This window comes from Cohnella algarum (assembly GCF_016937515.1).
Classification (GTDB): Bacteria; Bacillota; Bacilli; order Paenibacillales; family Paenibacillaceae; genus Cohnella; species Cohnella algarum.
Genome location: NZ_JAFHKM010000002.1, coordinates 2,616,521 through 2,637,075 on the forward strand (window position 1 = coordinate 2,616,521; position 20,555 = coordinate 2,637,075).

The window sequence follows — 20,555 nt, forward strand, 5'->3', positions numbered from 1 at the left end:
ATGGCAGGAGGCAATTGGAGCGCGACGGATTTGCCGGTATTGCCCGGCTTTTATATGGCATTTCGCTCGGCGGCGACGGCGGCGATCGGACAAGGTGCGAGGGGAACGGTCATTTTCCCGGTAAAAGCCCATTGGGGACCGGTGCGTCAAATCGTCGAGCTGGGCAGCGAAAATGAAGCGATCGAGGCGTTTTCGGCCGACGATTCCGGCGGGGCGACGGCGTATGCGACGCTCCGGTTCGGCTTGCTGGGCGGCGCGAGCAAGCTGCTGGCGTACCGGCTGACCGACGGCACCGACGCGAAAGCGTCGATCACGCTCTCGGACAACGCGACGACGCCGGCCGACGTGCTGAAGCTCGAAGCGAAGTACAGCGGCGAGCGCGGCAACAAGTTCCGGGTGACGGTGCAGGCGAACGCGGTCGATTCCGCGCTCAAGGACTTGAAGCTGTACGAGGAAACGAAGCTTCTCCGCACGTTCACGTTCGCGGACGGCTCGGCGGATGCCGCCGTCGAGGCGATTAACGGCGACGCCGCCAACAAGTGGATCGTCGCGTCGAAGGTCGACGACGGAAACAGCACGCTTGCCGCCGTATCGGGGGCCGCGCTGGCCGGGGGCAATTCGGGCCTTTCCGGCATCGCCAACGGCGACTATATCGAAGCGTTCGCGGCTTTCGAGACGCAATCGTTCAACGCCGTGGCGCTGGACGGCGTGTCCGACGCGGCGCTGCTCGCCAGCGCGGCGGCATGGATCGCCCGCATCCGCGAGGAAGGCGCGGGCGCCATTCTTGTGGTCGGCGGCGGAATCGCCGACGACAAGGCGGCCGACGCCGTCGGCAAGGCCGTCGCCCGCAGCGCCGCCATGAGCAGCGAAGGCGTCGTCAACGTCGGCGCCGGCGTGAAGCTGGCCGGCGTCGAGTACAGCTCCGCCCAGACGGCCGCCTATGTCGCCGGCCTGATCGCGGGCCAGTCGCTTAGCCAATCGACGACGTACGCTCCGGCTCCGTTCGAGGACGTGACCCGGCGCTGGACCCGCTCCGAGCAGGAGCAGGCGGTGCGCGGCGGCGTGTTTCTCCACGTTCACGACGGCCGTCAGGTGAAGGCGCTGCGCGGCATCAACACGCTCGTCTCGCCGGGCGAAGGCCAAAGAAACGCCTGGAAAAAAATCCGCACGATCCGCGTCATCGACACGATCAATGCCGACCTCCAGCGCACGGCGGAGGACAACTATATCGGCAAAGTGAACAACACCGAGGAAGGCCGGCTTGCGCTGATCGGCGCGTGCAAGCAATATTTGCAGACGCTGGCCCAGGCGGGCGTCATCGAAGCGACCGGCTACGACGTCTACGTCGATACCTCCTTCGCGGCCGAGCCCGACCAGGTATTCCTCAAATGGGAAGCGAAGCTCACCGACGTGGTGGAACAAATTTTCGGCACGTTCATCGTGCAATAAGGGGGATAACGGAACATGATGGATCCGACCAGAGCCATTCTCGGCACGTACGGGCAAGTTTTCGTTGACGGGGTGTGGCAAACGAACATCAATCATCTGGAAGCCGCGGTCGAAGTGGAAAAGCGCGAACTGAAGCTGTCCGGTTCGGAATGGACCGTGCACAAGCTCGGCGCGAAAAAAGGCACCGGCACGATGAGCGGCTTCAAGGTGACGAGCGACATGATCCGCCGCGGTTTCGCGAAATTCGAGATCATCAACAAGCTGAGCGATCCCGAGGCTTACGGCTTCGAGCGCGTCAAGCTGATCGGCTGCGTGGCCGACCGCATTCAGCTGGCCAACTGGACGGCGGGCGAGGAAGTGACGGAGGAGACGGCCTTCACGTTCGAAGGCTACGAGCTGCTCGACCCGATCGTGGCGGGCTAAACGGCACGAATGAATATTAGAAGGAGGACGAATCGATGGCAACGGAATTGGAACAGATGACGGAGGAGCAGGTGCTGCAGCGCCTGCTTGACGCCGATAAAGTTCCGGAACGGACGGTGCTGCTGGAGCGGCTCGGCATTCCGGTCAAGCTGCGAGGGCTGACCGGCAAGCAGGTGTTCGGCATTCGCGAGCGCTGCACGGAACGGAAGGAGAAGCGGGGCCAGACGATCGAGCGGCTGGACGAAGAACTGTTCAACGTGTCGCTGATCGCGGCCAGCACCGCTTCTCCCGGCTGGGGCAATCCGCAGCTGCTGGCGAAGTTCCAGGCAAGCAGCGCCGAGGAGGTCATCAAGCGAATCCTGCTCGCGGGCGAGCTGTCCGCGCTCGGCGACGTCGTTCTGGACCTGTCCGGCTTCAATACGGAGCTTGAAGACGTAAAAAACTGATCCGCACCGGGGCGCTGGCGGGCATGCTGCATGCCATCTGGGTCAGGCATCACCTGCGCCCCGGCGCCTTCTGGCAGCTGCCGCGGGGCGAGCAGCTGTTTTTGATGGCGAGCATGGAACTGGAGCTCGAAGCGGAGCGGGCGGCGTCCTCCGGAAAGAAGGGAGGTGGAGGAGATCGCTGAACAAGGAATCGATATGGTTATCGGGGCGGACGGATGGTCCGGGGCGATTCGCGCGGCCGGCGCGCTGGACAAATATATGGCACGGCTGCAAAAGCGCATGGAGCTGCTCGGCAAGCTCGGGTTGAACCTTTTCGACCGGACGGATAAAAAGCTGGATCGCCTCTTTCGGCGCCTCGACGCTCTCGGCCGCAAACGGGTCCGTATCGACATTGCGCTGAGCGACTGCCTGTGCGCGCCGATCGCGAACATTCGCAAGCACCTGGAATCGATTACGAGCAAAAGCTGGGAAGTGAGCTTGCAGGCGAGCTTTGAGTCGAACAAGCAAACGGCCGAGCGCTTAAAATCGACGGTCGAGACGACCGTGAAGACGTCGGTGGAGGCCAAGCTGGACCTGGCGGTGGCCATGAAGTCGACGTGCGAATGCATTTGCGGAGACGGAGGCACGGCTGGCGCCAAGGACAAAGAGGCGGGAAGCGACAAAGGCAAAGAAGCAAGCGGCGAAGCGAAAGAGCCCGGATGGTTAAAGCAAATCAAGGGCCTGGGAAAGGACTTTGGCAAGGCTTTCAAGGATCGCGCAATGGAAAATATGGCCTCGAAGGCAGACCCGCTGATTGAGAAGTTGTCGAATAAAAAGGGGCTCGGCTTCTTAAAGCTCTTGCTGCCTGAAAAGCAGAATGAAGCCAATAGCAATAAAGTCGCCCAGAAGGTCGAGTGCGTCTGTACGTGCAAGTGCGAAGGAGATTCGAGCGTGGGCGGCGGAAGGAAAGGGAAAAAGGCAGGGCGTAGCTCAGGCAAAAGGGCTGCCGGAAGAACGGCCGCGCAAAAGAACGCTGCCGGAAATACGGCCGCCGATCGGACAGCCCCGGATTCGACGGCCGCGGATAAAACTTCCGCAGATCAGAAGGCTGCCGGAAAAACGGCCGCGAAAAAGAAGGCTGCCGGAAAAACGGCCGCCGATCGGACGGCCCCGGATACGACGGCTGCGGACAAAACGTCCGCAAACCAAAAGGCCGCCGGAACAACGCAGAACGAAGAGACAGCGGGAGAAGCGAAAGCGAATAAGGCCAAGGGACCTTGGGAAAGGTTCAAAAACTTCGGCCGTTCGATTGCCGAGAGGGCCAAAGGGTTGTTCGGCAATCCGGATGAGGCCGGCGCATCGGGGGATTCGGCCAAATCGGCAAACACAACCGAGGCCGATTCGGCCGCCAAGAAACCGAAAACCTTCGGAGGCCGAATGCTTGCGGCGGGCAAAAATCTGGCCAGAGGAGCGGGGAAGCTGCTCGGACCCGCGGGCGTGGTGCTGGGCGCAATGGATATCGCAAGGGCCGAGCCCGGCGAGGAGCGGAACAAGGCGATCGGCCGAACGGTTGGCGGAGTGGTCGGATCCGCGCTCGGATCCATTGTTTTTCCCGGCGTAGGAACGATTGCGCTGGGGATGGCCGGCAGCGCCGCGGGGGAATGGGTTAGCGAAAAAGCGGCCGGGGTCATCGACAAAATCAAGAGCTTTTGGCCATTCGGCAAAAAGAAGGAAAAGAACGATCCGCAAGAAGCAGCGGCTTCTGCGGCCAAAGCGCCTGCGAAGGACGGTCATGCCGCGTCCTATTCCGGCTCCGCCGCGTTGCAGATGAACAGCGGGATAGGCGGGATGTCCGTCGCGGGACGCAACGGACTCGCGCAAACGATGGCGTTATCCGCCGCCGTCATGAGCTACGGCAGCGGACGCGTCCCCGGACCCGGAATCCAAGCAGGGGTGACGAACAGCAGCGCAGGCGCCGGGATCGTTCCTTTATCAGGGTCGAACCCGATTGGCGGAGTCCAAGGGGGCGAGTCGTGGCTGAACTCTTTTTTTGAAAGACTGACAAGCCTTTTCCGTAACCTGGAAAATGCTATTGCCAGCAAACCGAGCGGGCCGCCCGGCACGCTGGCTCCGCGGCCTACGGCTTCGTTCGCCGGCGGGCTGCCTAACGCCGCTGCGATCGGGACGCCCGGCGGAACGGCCGTTATGCCGCCGCAGCCGGCGCCGATCAACATCAGCGTAGCCCCCGGAGCGGTGCAGCTGACGGTCAAGGAGCAGGAGTTGGACTATAACGCCATTGCGGCACAGGTCAGCGCGAGAATTTCCGCCTCCATTCAGCAATCCCTGGAAAACAGGGTTTAATATACAGGTTGGTCGAGAGAAAGAGGGGAGCGCCCATGGACATTTATTTGATCGACGCTTCCGGGGAGAAGTTTCATTTTCCAGTAAATCCGGAGGAGATTTCGATCCGGCGCGACAAGCAATTCGAGACGTTCAACATTTTGTCGCTCGGCGAAGTGGACGCGGCTCAGCAAGAGAAGGTGAAAGAAATCGCCTTCTCTTCCTTTTTTCCAAAAACGTACGATCCCTCCTACTGCCGCTACCAGGATCTGCCGGATCCCCGGACCGCCATGAACCAGCTGACGATCTGGATGAACAGCAGGCAACCCGTCCGCTTGCTGGTGACGGATACAGGGGTCAACGTTCTGGTGTACGTCGCCGCCCACACGTCGATGTTTCGAGGCGGCGAACCGGACGATATCGCGTTCGACGTCACTTTCCGGACTTGGCGGGACATGAAGGTGCGCGGCGCGGCGGCTGCGGCGGCGGTATCGGGCCAGACGGTCAAGGCCGCCCGGCCGGATACGAAGCCGGTACCCAAAGTGTATACGGTCGTTTCGGGAGATACGCTGTCCGGCATCGCGAAACGGGAGCTTGGCAGCAGCTCCAAATGGTCGGCTATTTACGAGAAAAACAAAGCCCAAATCGGGAGCGATCCGAACCGGATTTTCCCCGGACAAAAGCTGGTGATGCCATGAGCTACGAAGTGGTGCTCAGCGACAAATTCTATCTTCGCGATTTGATCGAGGAGATTACGCTGGAGGATTCGCTGGAGGAAATCGCATACCGAGCCCGCATCGAGTTCAAGGTGACGCCGGACTTCCCGGCCATCGCACCCGGGCAGGCGATTCGGATTTCCGGCATTCCTTATGGCGCGAAGGGCATGAAATATTTGCTGCATCCCGGCATGGTGTGGGAATGTTCAAGCTTCACAGGCGGAAGCAAAAGATTGACGGCAACGGTTTATGACCGGACCATCTATCTGGCCAAATCCGAGGACGAGCGGCTCATGCCCGCCGGACAGACGGCTTCCCAGCGCTTGAAGCTGTACGCCAAAGACTGGAACATTCCCGTCGGCGACGTCCCCGACACGAAAATTACGCTCGCCCGGGGCGTCAAGCGCAGCCAGTCGATTTTTTCGATGATTCAGGGCGATTTGAAGGAGACGGCGGAAAAAGGCGGGGATCTGTACCGCGCCCGCATGACGCCGGACGGGCTGTCGCTGGTCAAAATCGGCGGCAACGGGGACGTATGGGAGCTGACGGAAGCGGAGACGGTATCCCAGAACCGGTCGCTCGAAGGGGCAGTCACGCAGGTGAAGGTGCTCGGCTGCCAAAAGGGCGACGACAAGCTGTCGCCGGTGCTGGCAGTGGTCAAGGGCGAAACGGCGAAGTACGGAACGCTGCAAAAGGTGATCCAGGACTCGACGATCGAGACGGTCGCCGAGGCGCAGAAAGCCGCCAAAAACGTGCTGATGGGCTTGCAGGAAACCTTTTCCGTGACGGCTCCCGACATCAATACGATTCGCGCGGGGGACAAGGTGCGGCTGAACGGAATGAACCTGATCGTCCACTATGTCAAGCATCGGCTGGGGACGCCGGGGCATATGGACCTGGAGTTGTCCACGGAAGCTAAAGTGAGGAGGGATTGGTGTGTCTGATCCGTTTCAAAAACTCGTCTCGACGCTGGAAACCCGTATGTCCGGCCTTGCTTCGAAGGCGGTGTCGGGGTTGCCGGCCGAGCTCGGGACGATTACGGGAGGCGGGCTGAAGCTCGACTCGTTCAACCATGCCATTCCCGACTATATGGTGGCGGACGGGATGGCGACGCTGCATATCCCGCCATTTTCGCTGACGGGTACGATGACGTCCCCGGTTCAGGCGGACGGAACGCCGCTGCCCGGCGCAGCGACGTCGCAGCCGGCCCGATTCGATTTTAACGAGACGGAAGTGAAGGAAGTCCGCGTAAACTGGCAGGCGGGGCTGCGCGCCGGCGACCGGGTGCTGGCGGTTCCGGTGTTGGGCGGTAGCCAGGCCGTCGTCGTATGCAAGGTGGTGGGAGCGGGTGGCTAATCTTTTTCCGGAGGAAGAAGCGGTTGCGGCGGAAGCCGAGGTCGAGGAGAGCGAAGTCCGGTTCGGGCGCGGCGTGCGCTTCGATTACGAAGCCGGCGAGTTCGTGCTGACGCCGACAGGCCGAATCGCCGAGGCGGAAGGGGCGGACGCGTGGCTGGAATGGTGCCGGAAGGCGCTGCAGACGGAGCGGTACCGCCATCTCGTCTACTCGCGCGACTACGGCCAGGAGTTCGAAACGCTGATCGGCCTCGGGCTGTCGCGTTCCGCCGTCGAGAGCGAAATTTTGCGGATCACGACGGAAACGCTCATGACGGACCCGCGCACCGAGGCGGTCGGAAATTTTTCGTTCGAATGGCAAGGGGAGAAGTGCTTCTTCGCCTGCGAGGCGCGAAGCGTGCGGGACGAGAAGGCATTGCTGCAGGGAAGCGTGGTGAACGGGGGATGAGCGTTTTGCCGGATTTTTTGCAGGGCGAGACGGAGGAAGCGATTCGCGGCCGGATGCTGGGCCGGATCTCGCCGGAGATCGACAAGTCGGAAGGCTCTTTTATTTGGGATGCTCTTGCTCCTGCGGCATATGAGATGTACAGGTCTGCGGGTTGGGCGCAGGAGGTGCTGAGGCGCGGGTTCGCGTCGACGACTTTCGGAGGCTATCTCGATTTGCGCTGCGAGGAGCACGGCATTTCCCGGCTGGGCGCGGTCAAGGCTTCGGGCGAGGTTGCGTTCGTCGGGGAGCCGGGAACGAACGTGCCCTCCGGGCAAGTGCTCGCGACCGCCGCCGATCCGGTGACAGGAACACCGTCGATCGAATACGCGACGGTGGCCCCGGTCATGCTCGATGCAAACGGAACGGCGACGGTCGCGATCGAAGCGGTCGAAGCGGGAACCGAGGGCAACGTATCGGCAGGGAAAATCGCGCTTATGGTCACGCCCGTTCCCGGCATCGCTTCGGTCGCCAATCCCGAGCCGATAGGCGGCGGTCTGGATGCCGAGGACGACGCGGCGCTGCTGGCGCGGTTTTTTGCAAGGGTTCGCTCGCCTTCTGTCGGCGGCAACAAAGCGGACTATATCAACTGGGCGCTGGAGGTGCCCGGCGTCGGAGCGGCGATCGCGCTGCCGCTGTGGAACGGGCCGACGACGGTCAAGGTCGTCATTCTTGGCGAGGACAAGTCGCCCGCCTCCGCTTCGCTCGTTGCGGAGGTTCAGCGGCACATTTGCCCGGTGCCGGGGCTTGGCGAAGGCAAGGCGCCCGTAGGCGCCTTCGTCACGGTTGCGTCGGCGGAGCCGGTTGCGATCGACGTATCCGCGACGGTCGTGCCGGCGGCCGGGGCTTCCTTGGTCGAGGTTCGGAACGTTTTTGAAGCGCGGCTGACCGAATATTTGCGGAATATCGCGTTCAGTTCCGATCCCTCCGTCAAATACGTCCGGATCGGCGCGATGCTGCTGGACGTTCCGGGCGTTTCCGATTTTTCCGGCTTGCTGCTGAACGGAGCGGCGGACAACGTCGCGGTCGCTTCGGATCGCGTTGCCGTCAAAGGCGCGGTGACGTTCGCATGACGGAGATAACGAGCGAGCGAGGAAAGGAAATGCTCGGCTATTTGCCGGGATTTTACGAGCAGTCGAAGGTGATGGCCTCCATTTTGGACGCGCAGGGCCTGGAGTTGGATCGGCTTCGGGAGGCGCTGGACGGGACGCTGGAGCAGTTTTTCGTCGTTACCGCCACTTGGGGGCTGCGGTATTGGGAAGAGACGGTCGGGCTGCCCGTTTCGGAAAACGACGATGCGGATACGCGGAGAAGGCGTATTCTCGCCAAACTGCGGGGCTCGGCTCCTTTTTCCGCGTCCGTGCTCCGAAGCGTGGCCGAAGCCTACACGCAAAAGCCGGTTTCGGTCACGATGGACGCGGCGGCGCATACGATCGTGTTTACGTTTGAGAATGCTTTTATTACGGATCCAAGCTTTTATACCCAAATCGAAAATTTGATCCATGCTCACCTGGGGACCGCGTTCCGGGCGCTGTTCGTCTACCCGGGGAGCCTGGAATTGGCATATGAGTTCCGGCGGTACGTATACGGCATTCCGTTTGCCGGCGGGACGCTTTGCGGGACTTGGCCAGAACCTTCGACCCGGGGCCGGCTGTACGATCCGGCGTTAACGGTCGCGCAAAGCTATGAGCGGAGTCAGCGCCCTTACCGGTTCGCGGGCAAGGCTGCGGCGGGCTCGGAAGAAGAGCTCGAAACGCTGTTCGCGGAAGGGGCGACCGTGTTGACGGCTTCTGGCGCGGCGGAGCGGGCAACGAAAAATTATCGGCTTGCGGGGCAGGCGAACGCGGGGACGGGGGTGAAGTTGTGAGCATTACGGCGGCAGGACATACGAAGCTGAAGGATTACTTGCAGGGGTTGATCAAGGAAGGGCGTTATGTCATCGGGTCCGCGACGCATACGACGCCGATCTTCAAAACCGAGCGCAGCGGCGACGTCATTACGTTTTATCTGTATTTGCCGGACGGGGTGAGCGGCACGATCACGAAGTTCCAACTGATCGATACGGCCGGAGCCGTGTTCGACGATCAGCCGGACAGCATCTCGAAGCCCGGCGTGAACGGGCTGCTTGTGGCATTCAAATATACGTTGAAGAAGGTGTAGCGAAATGGCGTACACGAAAACGAATTGGCTCGACCACGTCGTCGACGGGAGCGGCCAGGTTATCCAGCAGGGCACGCCGCTGTCCGCCGCCAACCTGAACCGGATGGAGCAGGGCATCGCGGATGCGCACGCGCAGTTCGAGGATTCGGCCAGGCAGACCGTCACGTTGCGGCATGGGATGAATGTGATCCAGGCGGATCAGGCCTCGCCGTTGAACGCTACGGTTTATGGGCGGACGTTGGTGAACTTGTTCGGTAAAGAATGCAACTTTGAAGATGGGATAGGCGGCTTTAATGGAGGAACGGTATCCATAACGGCTGTTTCGGATTCAACTCACGCTAAATTTGGGAACAGAAGCCTTAAAGTTTCTTCATCGATTTCCGGAGTGTTATATAAGTCTAAAACTTTTACGGTCGATACGACTAAGCAATATTTGTTCATGGGGTACGCAAGATCAGATGGATCTGCCCAGGCTCGCATTGCTGTAGATTTCGGGTTGGGAGCACAGGAAGTTGTCCTCTATAATACGAGTCAGACATGGATTTTCGGTTACCGTAAGTTCGTACCGAAAATTACTACTTTAACCGTTCACGTTTACGCATCTAATGGATTAGGCGAGTGCTGGTATGATGGAATTGCTTTGTATGAGGTTAGTGCTTCGGAATACGCTGCGATCGGCACTTCGATAACAGACGTTGAGGCGTATTTCCCCTACGTGGATAGCGCCCAGCACCTTCAGGGGGGGCGATCCGGAAGACAGGAAAAAATTTGCTTCCGCCGTTTTCCGAATGGACACTTCATGCAAATACGGTTATAAACGAACCATATTCAATCACCCTAAACGCGACGGGGCCTAATCAATATAATTCGGTCAGGATATCCTGCATACCAAATCAACAATATACGTTAAGTAATAATTATAATTTAAAAGTCCGGTGATAAAGTCCGCGTAAGCAGGCTTTTATCACGGTTTTGTCGAATTAATATCGTAACACGACTATCGAAAGAGTGATTAGGTATGAAAGCCCGCAAGTCATCGGCTATCCAGCCTCAGATGTTCCAATTCGTGGATATGGATGAACTCGTGCCGAAAAAGCACATCCTGCGCCAACTGAACGAAGCGCTTGATTTTTCCATCGTTCATGATTGGGTGGCGCCTCTATATACGGAACGTACCGGCCGCCCGGCGGCTGACCCGGAGCGGATGGTTCGACTGATGCTGCTTTCGTATTTGTTCAACCATTCCGAACGGGAATTGTATCAACTGTTGCCCATGCATGCGGGCTATTTGTGGTTTTGCGGACTGGATTTCGAATCCGTCGTGCGCCCGGACTCATCGCGGCCGTCCCTGCCGGATCGGACGACCTTGGTGAAGACCCGGAAATTGTGGCGAACGCACGGTGTTTTTGAGAAGCTGATGAAACATGTCGTCGATCAGTGCATCGCCGCGGGACTGGTCCAACCCGATGTGCATGTCGGCGTCGACGGCACCCAGGTACGGGCCAACGCATCCATTCACAGCTTGAAAGAAATCACCCTGGCCCCGGTGGAGTCGATTGAAGACTATTTGGCTCGCATGGCCCGGCAAGATGAAGAGACCGGTGGTGTCGCCCATGATTCCGATGATGACCGACAGCCGCCCGCACCGCCCGCGCAAAAAGAGCGGCTGCTGGAAGACGAAGCGACGCATGAAGATTTTCATGGCAAAACGTTCTCGAACAAGACCCACCGCAGCGTAACGGATCCGGATGCCCGCTTGTACAAAAAGAGCAACGGTCAGGAAGCGCATTTGCGGTATTTGGTGCATGATGTGACGGATATCAAATCCGGCGTCATTCTGTCTACGCAAGCGAGCATCGCGTCCGGAACGGCTGAGCGTGAAACGAGCTTGCGGCAGCTCTTCGCGATCCGTTTTGCCCATCCGCAAATCCGGATTCGGACGCTTTCTGCCGATAAAGCCTACGGTACGACAGATTATCTGCAAGCGTTGTTCGAGCAAGGGATTGTTCCCCTGGTTTCGCTTCGCAACCTGACACTGGAAGATGTACCTGCTTGGAAACGTCAAACGAACGATCCGGAGAAACAACGCAAACGGCTGGCCAAAATCCGGGAAATCCAAATTCGAAACAAAGCCAAACGAATTCAGCTTATGGGTTCTTACCGTCATCTGCAAAAGTTGCGGACGCGGTGCGAGCATGTGTTTGCCGAAAGCAAAGTCGCGCATGGCCTGGGCCGCGCACGGAGCCGTGGACTGGACTGCATGCAAGAGCAGGCGGTGCTCACGGCCATCGTTCAAAATCTGAAAAGACTGTGCCGGTTTAAGAAAAAGCGACCACAAACCGGTGTTTTGGCATGTCCAAAACCGAAATCCGTGATGATGGAGGCAGTGTCGGACCTGCTCATTTCGGCGCTGGTTGGGTTGTTTTCCTCTTTTTTTATGCCGAAGAGACGGTTACAACTGACCTAAATCACCGGACTTTTAAATTTCTTTATTGAGTTTCAGGATGAGTCTGGGGCGTATATTTCATCTTCTGCCGGTACAACGTTTACCACTCCACCAAACGCGGTAACCTTAAGGCTATATTTCTATAATCGATCAGGCGCTAGCGGGACATACGTATTTACTGATCCTATGCTTGTCTTAGGGACAGCGTTGGATCTTCCAGCATCGTTTAAGCCGTGGAACGAAGATTATCCTGAATTTCGAAAGTTCCACTCTCTGAAAATATAAAAAGGGCTCCAAATCTTTGGTAGAATGGTGTTTGTCGAGAACACATCACCCAAAGAGAGGAGCACCTTTTAGGTGAAGTCTACCACAGCCATCAGCAAAATCAAGAGCGAATTTTCACTGCAAAACGCCACAAGCTTCGGTGGCGTCAAAATCTTTCTGGCCTTTCTCGAAAAAATCAAGCTGACCGAAGCAATGCGCAACCTCTCTGGCGGAAAAGCGCACAATGCGATTTTCCCTGTTCATCGAATTCTGCTCTACTTCATCGTCGGCTGGATGCTCGGCTGCGAGCGAATTTTCCATTTTCGTCGGTTGAAGTCTGACGCGCTGCTACTCCGTTTCCTTGGCGGACGTTGTCCACATCATAGCCTGTTGTATAAGGAACTGGGGAGACTGGGCCGAACCTGTCCGCAGCTGGCAACCGAGCTGAGGCTGCTCAATCAAGAGATCATCCGACCATGTTTACCGTCTGACCTTATTCTCGATCTGGATTCCACGGTGGAGACAGTGTACGGCGATCAGACCGGCGCGGCCAAGGGTACGAATCCACATAAGCCCGGACGTAAAAGCTACCATCCGTTACTGGCCTTTGAAGGACAAACTCGCTTGAATCTGAACGCGGTCCTACGGCCGGGCAACACCCACTCTTCCACTGACGCCGCCGCCTTTCTGCAGCAAACCTTCAAGCTTCTCGGCGAGCGCAAGGTGAAGTATGGTCGATTCGACAAAGGCTTCGGCGGCGAAGAATTCTATAGCCTCTGGGAAGGCCAAGGAATCGGTTACGTCGGCAAGCTCAAATGGACTCAGCGGCTCGCCAGTGAAGTCCAGGCTTGCCGTTATTGGACACGCTTTGTGGACGAGGATTGGATCATCGAAGGAATCAGCTTGATCTACAAAGCGACATCTTGGAGCAAGGCGCGTCGTGTAGCGGTTATTCGCAAAGCGCAAGTATTCGAAGACGGCCAAGGCCGAATCGTGTTTGATTCCGATTGGCAATACGAAGCCATCGTGACCAACCTGGAATGGGAAGCGATTGATCTATGGCGGTTTTACAACCAACGCTGCTGCATGGAGAACTACATCAAGGAAGCCAAAAACGGCTTCTCAATCGACCGTATCGCCACGAGCGATTTCAATGCCAATGAGTTGGACTTGCTCATTAAGCTGCTCGCTTACAACTTATTTGAGCGATTTAAACGCGACTGTTGCGAGCCCATTCACCAAGGCTATACGATCGCCCGTTTTCGCTTGGAGTTCTTTCATTGCGCAGCGACGCTCATTCGGCACGGCCGCTCCGTCGTATTGAAGCTGATGAAAGATTTCGCTGGTCGCTACGCCTGGAAGCGAATCGAGACCAAAGTGGCCTTGCTGGAATGATCAATATCCATAAAGTTACATGGAAAATGAACTTGCCCCTTCACTGGGGAGGGGGAAGAACCATCCGTAAATCGCGAAAGAATCCTACAGGAATGGAAAATACCCACATTTTTACACCCCGTACTCCTTTTGCATCACCACGTTATCTTGGACTTACGGGCTTTCGAAATTCAGGATTATATTTATATCCCAATTAAACTTGCTTCCAGTAATGACGGTAGTGTACGTGATAGTTTCGATATCAAAACAGGAGAATGTACACGGCGATGGCAAACAGATGTTGCATTTGATGGATCGCTGACATGGGCATTAAGCACAAATTTTTCTGGCTTTAAGTCTGTATTTACAACAAGTATTGTTCACGCTCGTGATGTATTAACTCAAGCATTTGCACTAAAGTTTGACGGATCTATTTTGTCTAAAGTATCCACATTAGCAGCTAATATGACTGCTGCAAACCAATTTATTACGTCTGCAACGTCTACTGTTTTTAGTGTGGCAAACACCGAGTCCGGCTGGGGGGAAAATTATTCACCCACAGCGGTGGAAATTAAAGCTTTCTTTTACGGTTGGAAGATGAACGATGGTAACTACGGTCAGCCTTACAACGGAAGTGGCGTGAAAACATGGGTACCATGGAACGCACAGGACAACTCCGAATCCGTAGTGATTGTCCCGACGATAACCTCTAAGGCCATTACGAGTGGGGGCTCTGATTATTACCGGCTGTCGTACCAGCTTACGAAGACGGTCACGGAGACTGTCGAAGGATTTGAGGGGGCGATCGGGTTGCATGACGGTGGCAATACGATCGAGCTGCTCGAAGGCATGATTGTGCGGGAAAAGATCGTCCCAAAACAACACTCGACAAATTTAAACTGGTACATCAATGAAAAGGGGGCGTCTTCAAATGTTCCGGATTGCCCTTTGCAGTATCGGCTTGATCAACCTATAGCAATCTACAGGAACGGTATCAAGGATGATGGTTGGGTTTGGAAAAATGACGTTAACAACCAGAACGGCAATCAGTATGCCTCGATACCTAACGCTCAATTCGACCCCACCGCCGAATACACCGTCACCTACATCGCCCTCGACCGCCACAAAATGACGACCAATGCGGTCGAAGCAACCGCCAGCTACAATACGAATCAAAAAACGGTCGTCGACTCTCTGGTCCAAAAAGTTACCGACGTAGAGACGACAACCGGAGTAAACGTCAACGCAATCGCGGAACTTTACAAACGCGTCAAGGCGCTGGGGGCTGATCCGATGGATATGACGACTTTGCGAGAATGGCTCATTCAACGGGGCGTATCTGCTCAGGAGCTTGATAGCTTTTCCGAACCTCCGGTACTTGCGGACTTGGGACAAACGATTCTCCTGGTCTTGCAAAACGGCGAGGCGTCGGCGGAACTGATCATGATGCTTGTGGCGCAGGTGTCCGCTCTTGAGGCGCGTGTTGCCGCGTTGGAAGGAGGTGGCGCCAATGCTTAATCTTTACCGGTACATGGTTCAGCAGAAGCTGAAGCGTCTTGGGGAGATCCCGGAACCGTACCAAAGCAAGCTGCGGGAAGAAGGTCTTTCCGACTTCGAAACGGACACGGAAAACTAAATGCAATTCAAGCTCCGCTTAGGCGGGGCTTTTTCTATCTCTTAAAGCAAAGAAAGCGTGGTGACGGTATGGCGGTTTTGCCGGATTTTTTGCAGGATCAGACGGAAGAGGCGATTCGTCAGCGGATGCTGGCGCGCGTGCCGGATCAGGTGGACAAGTCGGAAGGCTCATTTATTTGGGATTCGCTCGCTCCGGCGGCGTATGAATTGTTTTTGTCCGCAAATTGGGCCCAAGAGGTGTTGAAGCGCGGCTTTGCTTCCACAACGTTCGGCAGCTATCTCGACTTGCGCTGCGAGGAGCACGGGATTGCGCGGCGTCCGGCGGTGGCGGCGAAAGGTCAGGTTCAATTTCTTGGCAAACCAGGGACAACCGTTCCGGCAGGAACGCGGGTCGCCACATCCGCGGATCCCGTCAGCGGGACAGCCTCGATTGAATTCGAGACGGAGGCCGAAGCCATCCTGGGTATGGATGGGGCAGCGTTGATCAGCGTCAAGGCCGTGGAGGCGGGGAGCCTGGGCAACGTGGCGGTAGAGGCGATCAATATTCCCGTTTCCGCCGTGCCGGGGGTCACCGGCATTTTCAATCCGGCTCCGACGACCGGCGGAACGGAAGCCGAGAGCGACGAATCGCTCCTGGAACGACTGATGCTGAAAGTTCGGAGCCCGGGAACGAGCGGCAACAAGGCGGACTATCTGCAATGGGGGCTGGAAGTCGACGGCGTCGGAGGCGTGCAGGTTCAGCCATTGTGGAACGGTCCGGGAACGGTCAAAGTTTTTATTATCGATCGCGAAAAACGGGCGGCGTCCGCCGATCTCGTTACGGCCGTGCAGAATTACATTGCTCCGGACCCTGCAATCGGAAGCGGAAAAGCGCCGATCGGCGCAACCGTGACCGTAGCCCCCGCTGCGGAAATTGCGATTCATGTCAGCGCCAAATTGACGCTTGCAACCGGAGCTTCCTTGATTCAAGCCCAAAACGCAATTGGCGATGTTTTACGCGATTATTTGAAAGAGTTGGCTTTTTCCGACTCCGTTGTAAGGTACTCTCGGCTCTCGGCGATTTTGCTGGACATTCCGCAAATTGTGGACGTAACCGATCTCAAATTGAACGAAGGAACCGGCAATATTGAGGTCGCTTTAGGCCAAGTGGCTGTTCCCGGGACGGTGAACGTCAGTGTCTAGTACGTTAGAAAGCGTTCGCGGCCGACAGATGTTGACTTATTTGCCGGGGTACTATGCTACTTCTCGAATCATGAGCTCGATTGCAGATGCTCAAGGCAGTGAATTGGATGACCTGCAACGGGCGCTGGACGAGACGTTGGCGCAGTTTTTTGTGGCGACGGCTACTTGGGGATTGGACGTGTGGGAAAAAGAGTTCGGCATCGAGACGGACGAAACCAAACCGGTCGACCAACGGAGGAGCAACCTGATTTCCAAAATTCGCGGAACCGGCACGGTAACAATCGAGCTGCTGAAAAGCATCGGAGAGTCGTACACTAACGGAAAGATCGAAGTTACCCAACAGCCAGCGCTTTACCGTTTTACGGTTAAATTCGTCGACAATGTCGGATTGCCGCCAAATATCGACGATCTGAAAGCGGCTATCGAAGAAGTGAAGCCGGCCCATCTCGACGTTCAGTTCGCTTATCGCTATCTTACCGTCTCGGAAGTGAATCAAATGACGATCAATCAACTTCAAAGCCACCCGTTAACGGATTTTGCGCCGTTTTTGGATGGGGAGGGAGGAGTTTAAATGTCGGTATTTACAACGTTATGGAATCTATTGAAGAAAAACCCGGCCACCGACGGCGCCGACACTTTTAACATCGAGACGATGCTGAATGATAACTGGGACAAAATTGACGCCGCGCTCGGTTTAAAAGCGATTAACGCCGAAGTTCGGGCGGCGACGACCGCTAATATTACGATATCCGGATTGCAGACTGTGGATGGAGTCGCGCTTGCCGCGGGCGATCGGGTGTTGGTCAAAAACCAGACGACCGCAAGCCAGAACGGCATTTACACGGCGGCGGAGGGAACTTGGACGCGGGCGGCAGACGCAGATCAGAGCGGCAAATTGGCGAGCGGTCTTTCCGTTTTTGTTAAAGAGGGCACATCCAACGGGAAAAAACAGTGGCGACTATCCACAACCGGTTCGATTGTCCTTGGCACGACCGCATTGACCTTCGAATTGGTTAGCGGCGCTGGCTCGGCTACGGATGCCGTCGTCGGCAATCGGACGATAACGGATACGACGGCTCCTGCCGGAGATAGCGGCACGTTGACCGGCTTGTTCGGCGGTTTAGGTTATATGATCAAGGCGATCACGGGCAAAAGCAGTTGGAGGACGGCTCCGGCTACTACGCTTGAGGCGGCAAAGGGGCACATGGATGCGACTACGGGCGCACACGGCGCGACAGCAGCGGCAACGGCTAATGCGATTATGCAGCGGGATGCGGCCGGGAGAGCGAAGGTGGCTGCGCCTTCCGCATCCGATGATATTGCGCGTAAGGCGGAGGTGGATGCGGCGATTACATCTGCGGCCACAGATGCAACGACCAAGGCTAATGGCGTTCAGGCCAATTTATCGGCACACGTTGGTTCTGGAGGGGCGGCTCATGCTGCGGCCACTACTTCTGTCGCTGGATTTATGAGTGCGGGGGATAAGAGCAAGTTGGATGGGATTGCCGCTGGTGCAAACAACTACTCGCACCCTACCGGTGACGGCAACCTTCATGTACCGGCTACCGGTACAACGAATAACGCCAAAGTGCTGAAGGCCGGTTCGACCGCAGGGAGCGCTGCATGGGGAAATGTTGCTTTTTCCGAGGTAACCGGTAAACCGACAACATTATCCGGATACGGGATTACCGATGCGGCGCCTTCATCGCATGTCGGTTCTGGCGGGACTGCGCATGCTGCGGCGACCGCTTCCGCAGCCGGATTTATGAGTGCGGGGGACAAGAGCAAGTTGGATGGTATAGCCACTGGAGCCAACAACTATACTCACCCAACTGGCGACGGGAATCTTCACGTTCCGGCAACTGGCACTTCGAACAATGCTAAAGTACTTAAAGCCGGTTCGACCGCAGGGAGCATTGCATGGGGCAATGTCGCTTTTTCCGAACTTACCGGTAGACCAACCACTTTGTCTGGATATGGGATTGTAGATTCAGTGCCTTCTTCACATGTAGGTGCAGGAGGGGCTGCGCACGCTGCCGCTACTATGTCCGCAGCGGGTTTTATGAGTGCTATGGATAAAGTTAAACTTGATAAACTTGCGGTAACGAATCAGTTGGTTAATAACGTAGACCTTAATACCGTTACCCAAACGGGATTTCATCGTCTTAACGGCACACATCCGAATTCACCTCCGGATGTTGGATACAGTCAAATGCTAGTTCTTCAAGCTTCGGGAGATACAATTGTTCAGATTATTGTTCGCTACAATACCGCCCAGATATATATAAGATCAGGCAATCCGTCGAGTTTGGGGGGACCGACGGAAGGAGGATGGACTTCTTGGAAGACTACCGCCATGACTGACAATCCGGTATTCACGGGCGAAATTTCTATTCAGGGGGACGGACAAGGTGTTTCTTTCTATGATGGAACCCGCTTGTATAAAAGAATTGGTGGAGCAGTTACTATTCGGAAAGCACCAAGTGAATTTGACCCCGAGATTGAGAGTAATAACGGACAAAATAGGTGGCCTATCTGGCACAGTGGAAATAGCCCTTTAAATGCGTCGCCGAATGGTTACCAGAAACTAAATAGTGGGTTGATCATTCAATGGGGTAGGGTGCCGTCTGTAGCGACGATGAGTAGTACGACAGTAACGTTTCCGATTACATTTCCAACCTCTCTTCGTTCAGTAATAGCAACTATTGAAACGACAGGAGCTGCTGCAGGAGGAATTGCTAATGTGTTTAATTTAACGAACAGCAATTTTGGGTTAAGTCATATCAATTCAGATGGAGCACGAACAATTGATTGGATTGCTATAGGACATTAAGGGGGGAATACTATGCCAAAATATTTCGTTGATTTTAGTGATGATGGAGATATTGCAGGATTTTATGTCGATGAAATTCATGGTTTAGATATTCCTCAGTCTGCCTTACCAATTACAACTGAGAAATGGCAAGTTTATAGTTCCAATGCGCATTTATATAAATTAGACGGAAAATCGATTCGCCATAAGACGCAAATGGAATTAAATGAGGAAAATCTGGGTCGACCTCCTCTGCCGCCGTCAGACTTTGAAGCGATTGGCGAACAAATCGTGAATCGTGAACTTGATGTCTTAGAACTTCGTTATGCAAATCAAATTTTGAATCAACAAATTCTAGAATTAAAGCATAGGATAGCAGGTTTGAAAGAGGAGACGGGGACATGAGCAATTTCGAACGAATTAAATACTATTATGAAAAAGGTTGGGCCAAGAAGCCACATTTACTAAAGTATGTTCAATATAATGTGATCACACCAGCAGAATATAAGGCAATTACAGGTGAGGAGTACGATATTTCCGAGGTATAGGCGAGTCGCTAACTGTTCGCCGCCTGACTTTATGGCGGGAAAAAGGCATGAATTCGCCATTCGGTGTGGCGGAGCCAAACCGAATAAACAGCCGACAATAGCCTAATCCCTTCTGTACAATGACGGTGGATTAGGCTATTGTCGATTAAAAAGGAAAATGCTCCCGAACCTTTGGCGAGGATCCCCGGGAGCATTCACTTCATCATGTCAAAAATACTTTATTTCGGCCTTTCTTGCAAGGCTTATTTACGCACATTCGGAAATCAATCTCCTGACGTCCAGCTCTGCTGTGAAAACTGCGGTCGGCTTCTCCATAAACACGGTCGTTATTGGCGAGGAATTGTGACGAAGCATGAGGTCATCCAGATCCCGATCTACCGTCGATATTGTCCTACCTGTAGAATAACAATCTCCCTCCTGCCGGAGTTCCTGATTCCATGGGCCCGGTATGCGACTTGGGTGCGAGAAGCGGCATTAAAGCGCAAGCACAAGGGATTCTCTTGGCGGCAGACGACAGAAAGCACAACAACTCCTGCCGTGCGTTATAGCCGCCGTACGTTGAAACGCTGGTGGGCAAGACATCTGCGCCGCGCAGCGGATGCAGCACTATGGGTTGCTGGGAAACTCGTAGCCCAGGGGGACGACACGGATATGCTCCACCTTTACCCCACCATGATGAACCCAACGCCAATGGATACATTGGATTGGCTGGACAAACTGTTACCCCGATTCATCCCCGCTGGCGCATCCAGACGGGGCTATTGGACGTTTCTAAATGCGAGGTTACCTGTAGCATCACGCTTATAAATCCCTTCAGCATCCACCGCCAAGGAGCAAGGCAAACGAAAATCGCCTCCAAAATTGCTTTAAAAATCGCCTGGACGGCAAGTTGCCCTCCTGATCCCACAAAATATGCGCCCTCCCTGGCTTCTAGCGTCTATGCG

Annotated in this window: 23 protein-coding genes; all 23 read left to right on the plus strand. The window is 55.8% G+C overall.

Going from position 1 to position 20,555, the window contains the following annotated elements:
• A complete protein-coding gene (locus JW799_RS11945) occupies window positions 1–1,449 on the plus strand; it encodes a phage tail sheath subtilisin-like domain-containing protein (RefSeq protein WP_205429969.1) in 1,449 nt (482 codons plus the stop codon).
• A gap of 15 nt (window positions 1,450–1,464) precedes the next feature.
• A complete protein-coding gene (locus JW799_RS11950) occupies window positions 1,465–1,872 on the plus strand; it encodes a phage tail tube protein (protein ID WP_080833132.1) in 408 nt (135 codons plus the stop codon).
• A 35-nt stretch (window positions 1,873–1,907) separates the two neighbouring features.
• Complete coding sequence (locus tag JW799_RS11955) at window positions 1,908–2,318, plus strand: phage tail assembly chaperone (protein WP_080833130.1); 411 nt, start codon at window positions 1,908–1,910, stop codon at window positions 2,316–2,318.
• Window positions 2,319–2,341: 23 nt separating this feature from the next.
• Complete coding sequence (locus JW799_RS11960; protein ID WP_176220644.1) at window positions 2,342–2,500, plus strand: hypothetical protein; 159 nt, start codon at window positions 2,342–2,344, stop codon at window positions 2,498–2,500.
• The gene (locus JW799_RS11965; RefSeq protein WP_139787110.1) at window positions 2,484–4,658 is read left to right on the plus strand and encodes a hypothetical protein; all 2,175 of its coding nucleotides are present in this window, start codon (window positions 2,484–2,486) and stop codon (window positions 4,656–4,658) included. The genes JW799_RS11960 and JW799_RS11965 overlap by 17 nt, the downstream gene beginning before the upstream one ends.
• A gap of 35 nt (window positions 4,659–4,693) precedes the next feature.
• The gene (locus JW799_RS11970) at window positions 4,694–5,335 is read left to right on the plus strand and encodes a LysM peptidoglycan-binding domain-containing protein (protein WP_205429970.1); all 642 of its coding nucleotides are present in this window, start codon (window positions 4,694–4,696) and stop codon (window positions 5,333–5,335) included.
• Window positions 5,332–6,297: an XkdQ/YqbQ family protein gene (locus JW799_RS11975; RefSeq protein ID WP_080833126.1), complete on the plus strand. Its 966-nt coding sequence runs from the start codon at window positions 5,332–5,334 to the stop codon at window positions 6,295–6,297. The genes JW799_RS11970 and JW799_RS11975 overlap by 4 nt, the downstream gene beginning before the upstream one ends.
• Complete coding sequence (locus JW799_RS11980; RefSeq protein WP_205429973.1) at window positions 6,290–6,709, plus strand: hypothetical protein; 420 nt, start codon at window positions 6,290–6,292, stop codon at window positions 6,707–6,709. The genes JW799_RS11975 and JW799_RS11980 overlap by 8 nt, the downstream gene beginning before the upstream one ends.
• Window positions 6,702–7,154, plus strand: coding sequence for a contractile injection system sheath initiator (locus tag JW799_RS11985; RefSeq protein ID WP_205429975.1), 453 nt, complete (start codon window positions 6,702–6,704; stop codon window positions 7,152–7,154). The genes JW799_RS11980 and JW799_RS11985 overlap by 8 nt, the downstream gene beginning before the upstream one ends.
• On the plus strand, window positions 7,151–8,263 hold the full coding sequence (locus JW799_RS11990; RefSeq protein ID WP_205429977.1) for a baseplate J/gp47 family protein: 1,113 nt from the start codon (window positions 7,151–7,153) through the stop codon (window positions 8,261–8,263). The genes JW799_RS11985 and JW799_RS11990 overlap by 4 nt, the downstream gene beginning before the upstream one ends.
• Window positions 8,260–9,057: a putative phage tail protein gene (locus tag JW799_RS11995; protein ID WP_205429979.1), complete on the plus strand. Its 798-nt coding sequence runs from the start codon at window positions 8,260–8,262 to the stop codon at window positions 9,055–9,057. The genes JW799_RS11990 and JW799_RS11995 overlap by 4 nt, the downstream gene beginning before the upstream one ends.
• Window positions 9,054–9,350, plus strand: a complete 297-nt coding sequence (locus JW799_RS12000; RefSeq protein WP_205429980.1) for a hypothetical protein — start codon at window positions 9,054–9,056, stop codon at window positions 9,348–9,350. Before JW799_RS11995 ends, JW799_RS12000 begins: the two co-directional genes overlap by 4 nt.
• A gap of 4 nt (window positions 9,351–9,354) precedes the next feature.
• On the plus strand, window positions 9,355–10,167 hold the full coding sequence (locus JW799_RS12005) for a hypothetical protein (RefSeq protein WP_205429981.1): 813 nt from the start codon (window positions 9,355–9,357) through the stop codon (window positions 10,165–10,167).
• A gap of 201 nt (window positions 10,168–10,368) precedes the next feature.
• On the plus strand, window positions 10,369–11,817 hold the full coding sequence (locus tag JW799_RS12010) for a transposase (protein WP_205428726.1): 1,449 nt from the start codon (window positions 10,369–10,371) through the stop codon (window positions 11,815–11,817).
• 336 nt (window positions 11,818–12,153) lie between these two features.
• Window positions 12,154–13,455 (plus strand): IS1380 family transposase, encoded by a 1,302-nt coding sequence (locus JW799_RS12015; protein WP_205429816.1) that lies wholly within the window; start codon window positions 12,154–12,156, stop codon window positions 13,453–13,455.
• 147 nt (window positions 13,456–13,602) lie between these two features.
• Window positions 13,603–14,952, plus strand: coding sequence for a hypothetical protein (locus tag JW799_RS12020; protein WP_205429982.1), 1,350 nt, complete (start codon window positions 13,603–13,605; stop codon window positions 14,950–14,952).
• Window positions 14,945–15,070: a hypothetical protein gene (locus JW799_RS29315; RefSeq protein ID WP_275901460.1), complete on the plus strand. Its 126-nt coding sequence runs from the start codon at window positions 14,945–14,947 to the stop codon at window positions 15,068–15,070. The genes JW799_RS12020 and JW799_RS29315 overlap by 8 nt, the downstream gene beginning before the upstream one ends.
• Window positions 15,071–15,138: 68 nt before the next feature.
• Complete coding sequence (locus tag JW799_RS12025; RefSeq protein ID WP_080833109.1) at window positions 15,139–16,251, plus strand: baseplate J/gp47 family protein; 1,113 nt, start codon at window positions 15,139–15,141, stop codon at window positions 16,249–16,251.
• A 28-nt stretch (window positions 16,252–16,279) separates the two neighbouring features.
• The gene (locus JW799_RS12030) at window positions 16,280–16,822 is read left to right on the plus strand and encodes a YmfQ family protein (RefSeq protein ID WP_176220643.1); all 543 of its coding nucleotides are present in this window, start codon (window positions 16,280–16,282) and stop codon (window positions 16,820–16,822) included.
• Window positions 16,823–19,084, plus strand: coding sequence for a pyocin knob domain-containing protein (locus tag JW799_RS12035; protein ID WP_205429983.1), 2,262 nt, complete (start codon window positions 16,823–16,825; stop codon window positions 19,082–19,084). It abuts the gene before it with no gap.
• A gap of 12 nt (window positions 19,085–19,096) precedes the next feature.
• Entirely contained in the window at window positions 19,097–19,468 is a 372-nt protein-coding gene (locus JW799_RS12040) for a hypothetical protein (protein ID WP_080833103.1), read from the plus strand.
• On the plus strand, window positions 19,465–19,611 hold the full coding sequence (locus JW799_RS12045; RefSeq protein ID WP_080833100.1) for an XkdX family protein: 147 nt from the start codon (window positions 19,465–19,467) through the stop codon (window positions 19,609–19,611). The genes JW799_RS12040 and JW799_RS12045 overlap by 4 nt, the downstream gene beginning before the upstream one ends.
• 204 nt (window positions 19,612–19,815) lie before the next feature.
• On the plus strand, window positions 19,816–20,418 hold the full coding sequence (locus JW799_RS30090) for a DUF6431 domain-containing protein (protein WP_420830679.1): 603 nt from the start codon (window positions 19,816–19,818) through the stop codon (window positions 20,416–20,418).
• Window positions 20,419–20,555: the final 137 nt, after the last annotated feature.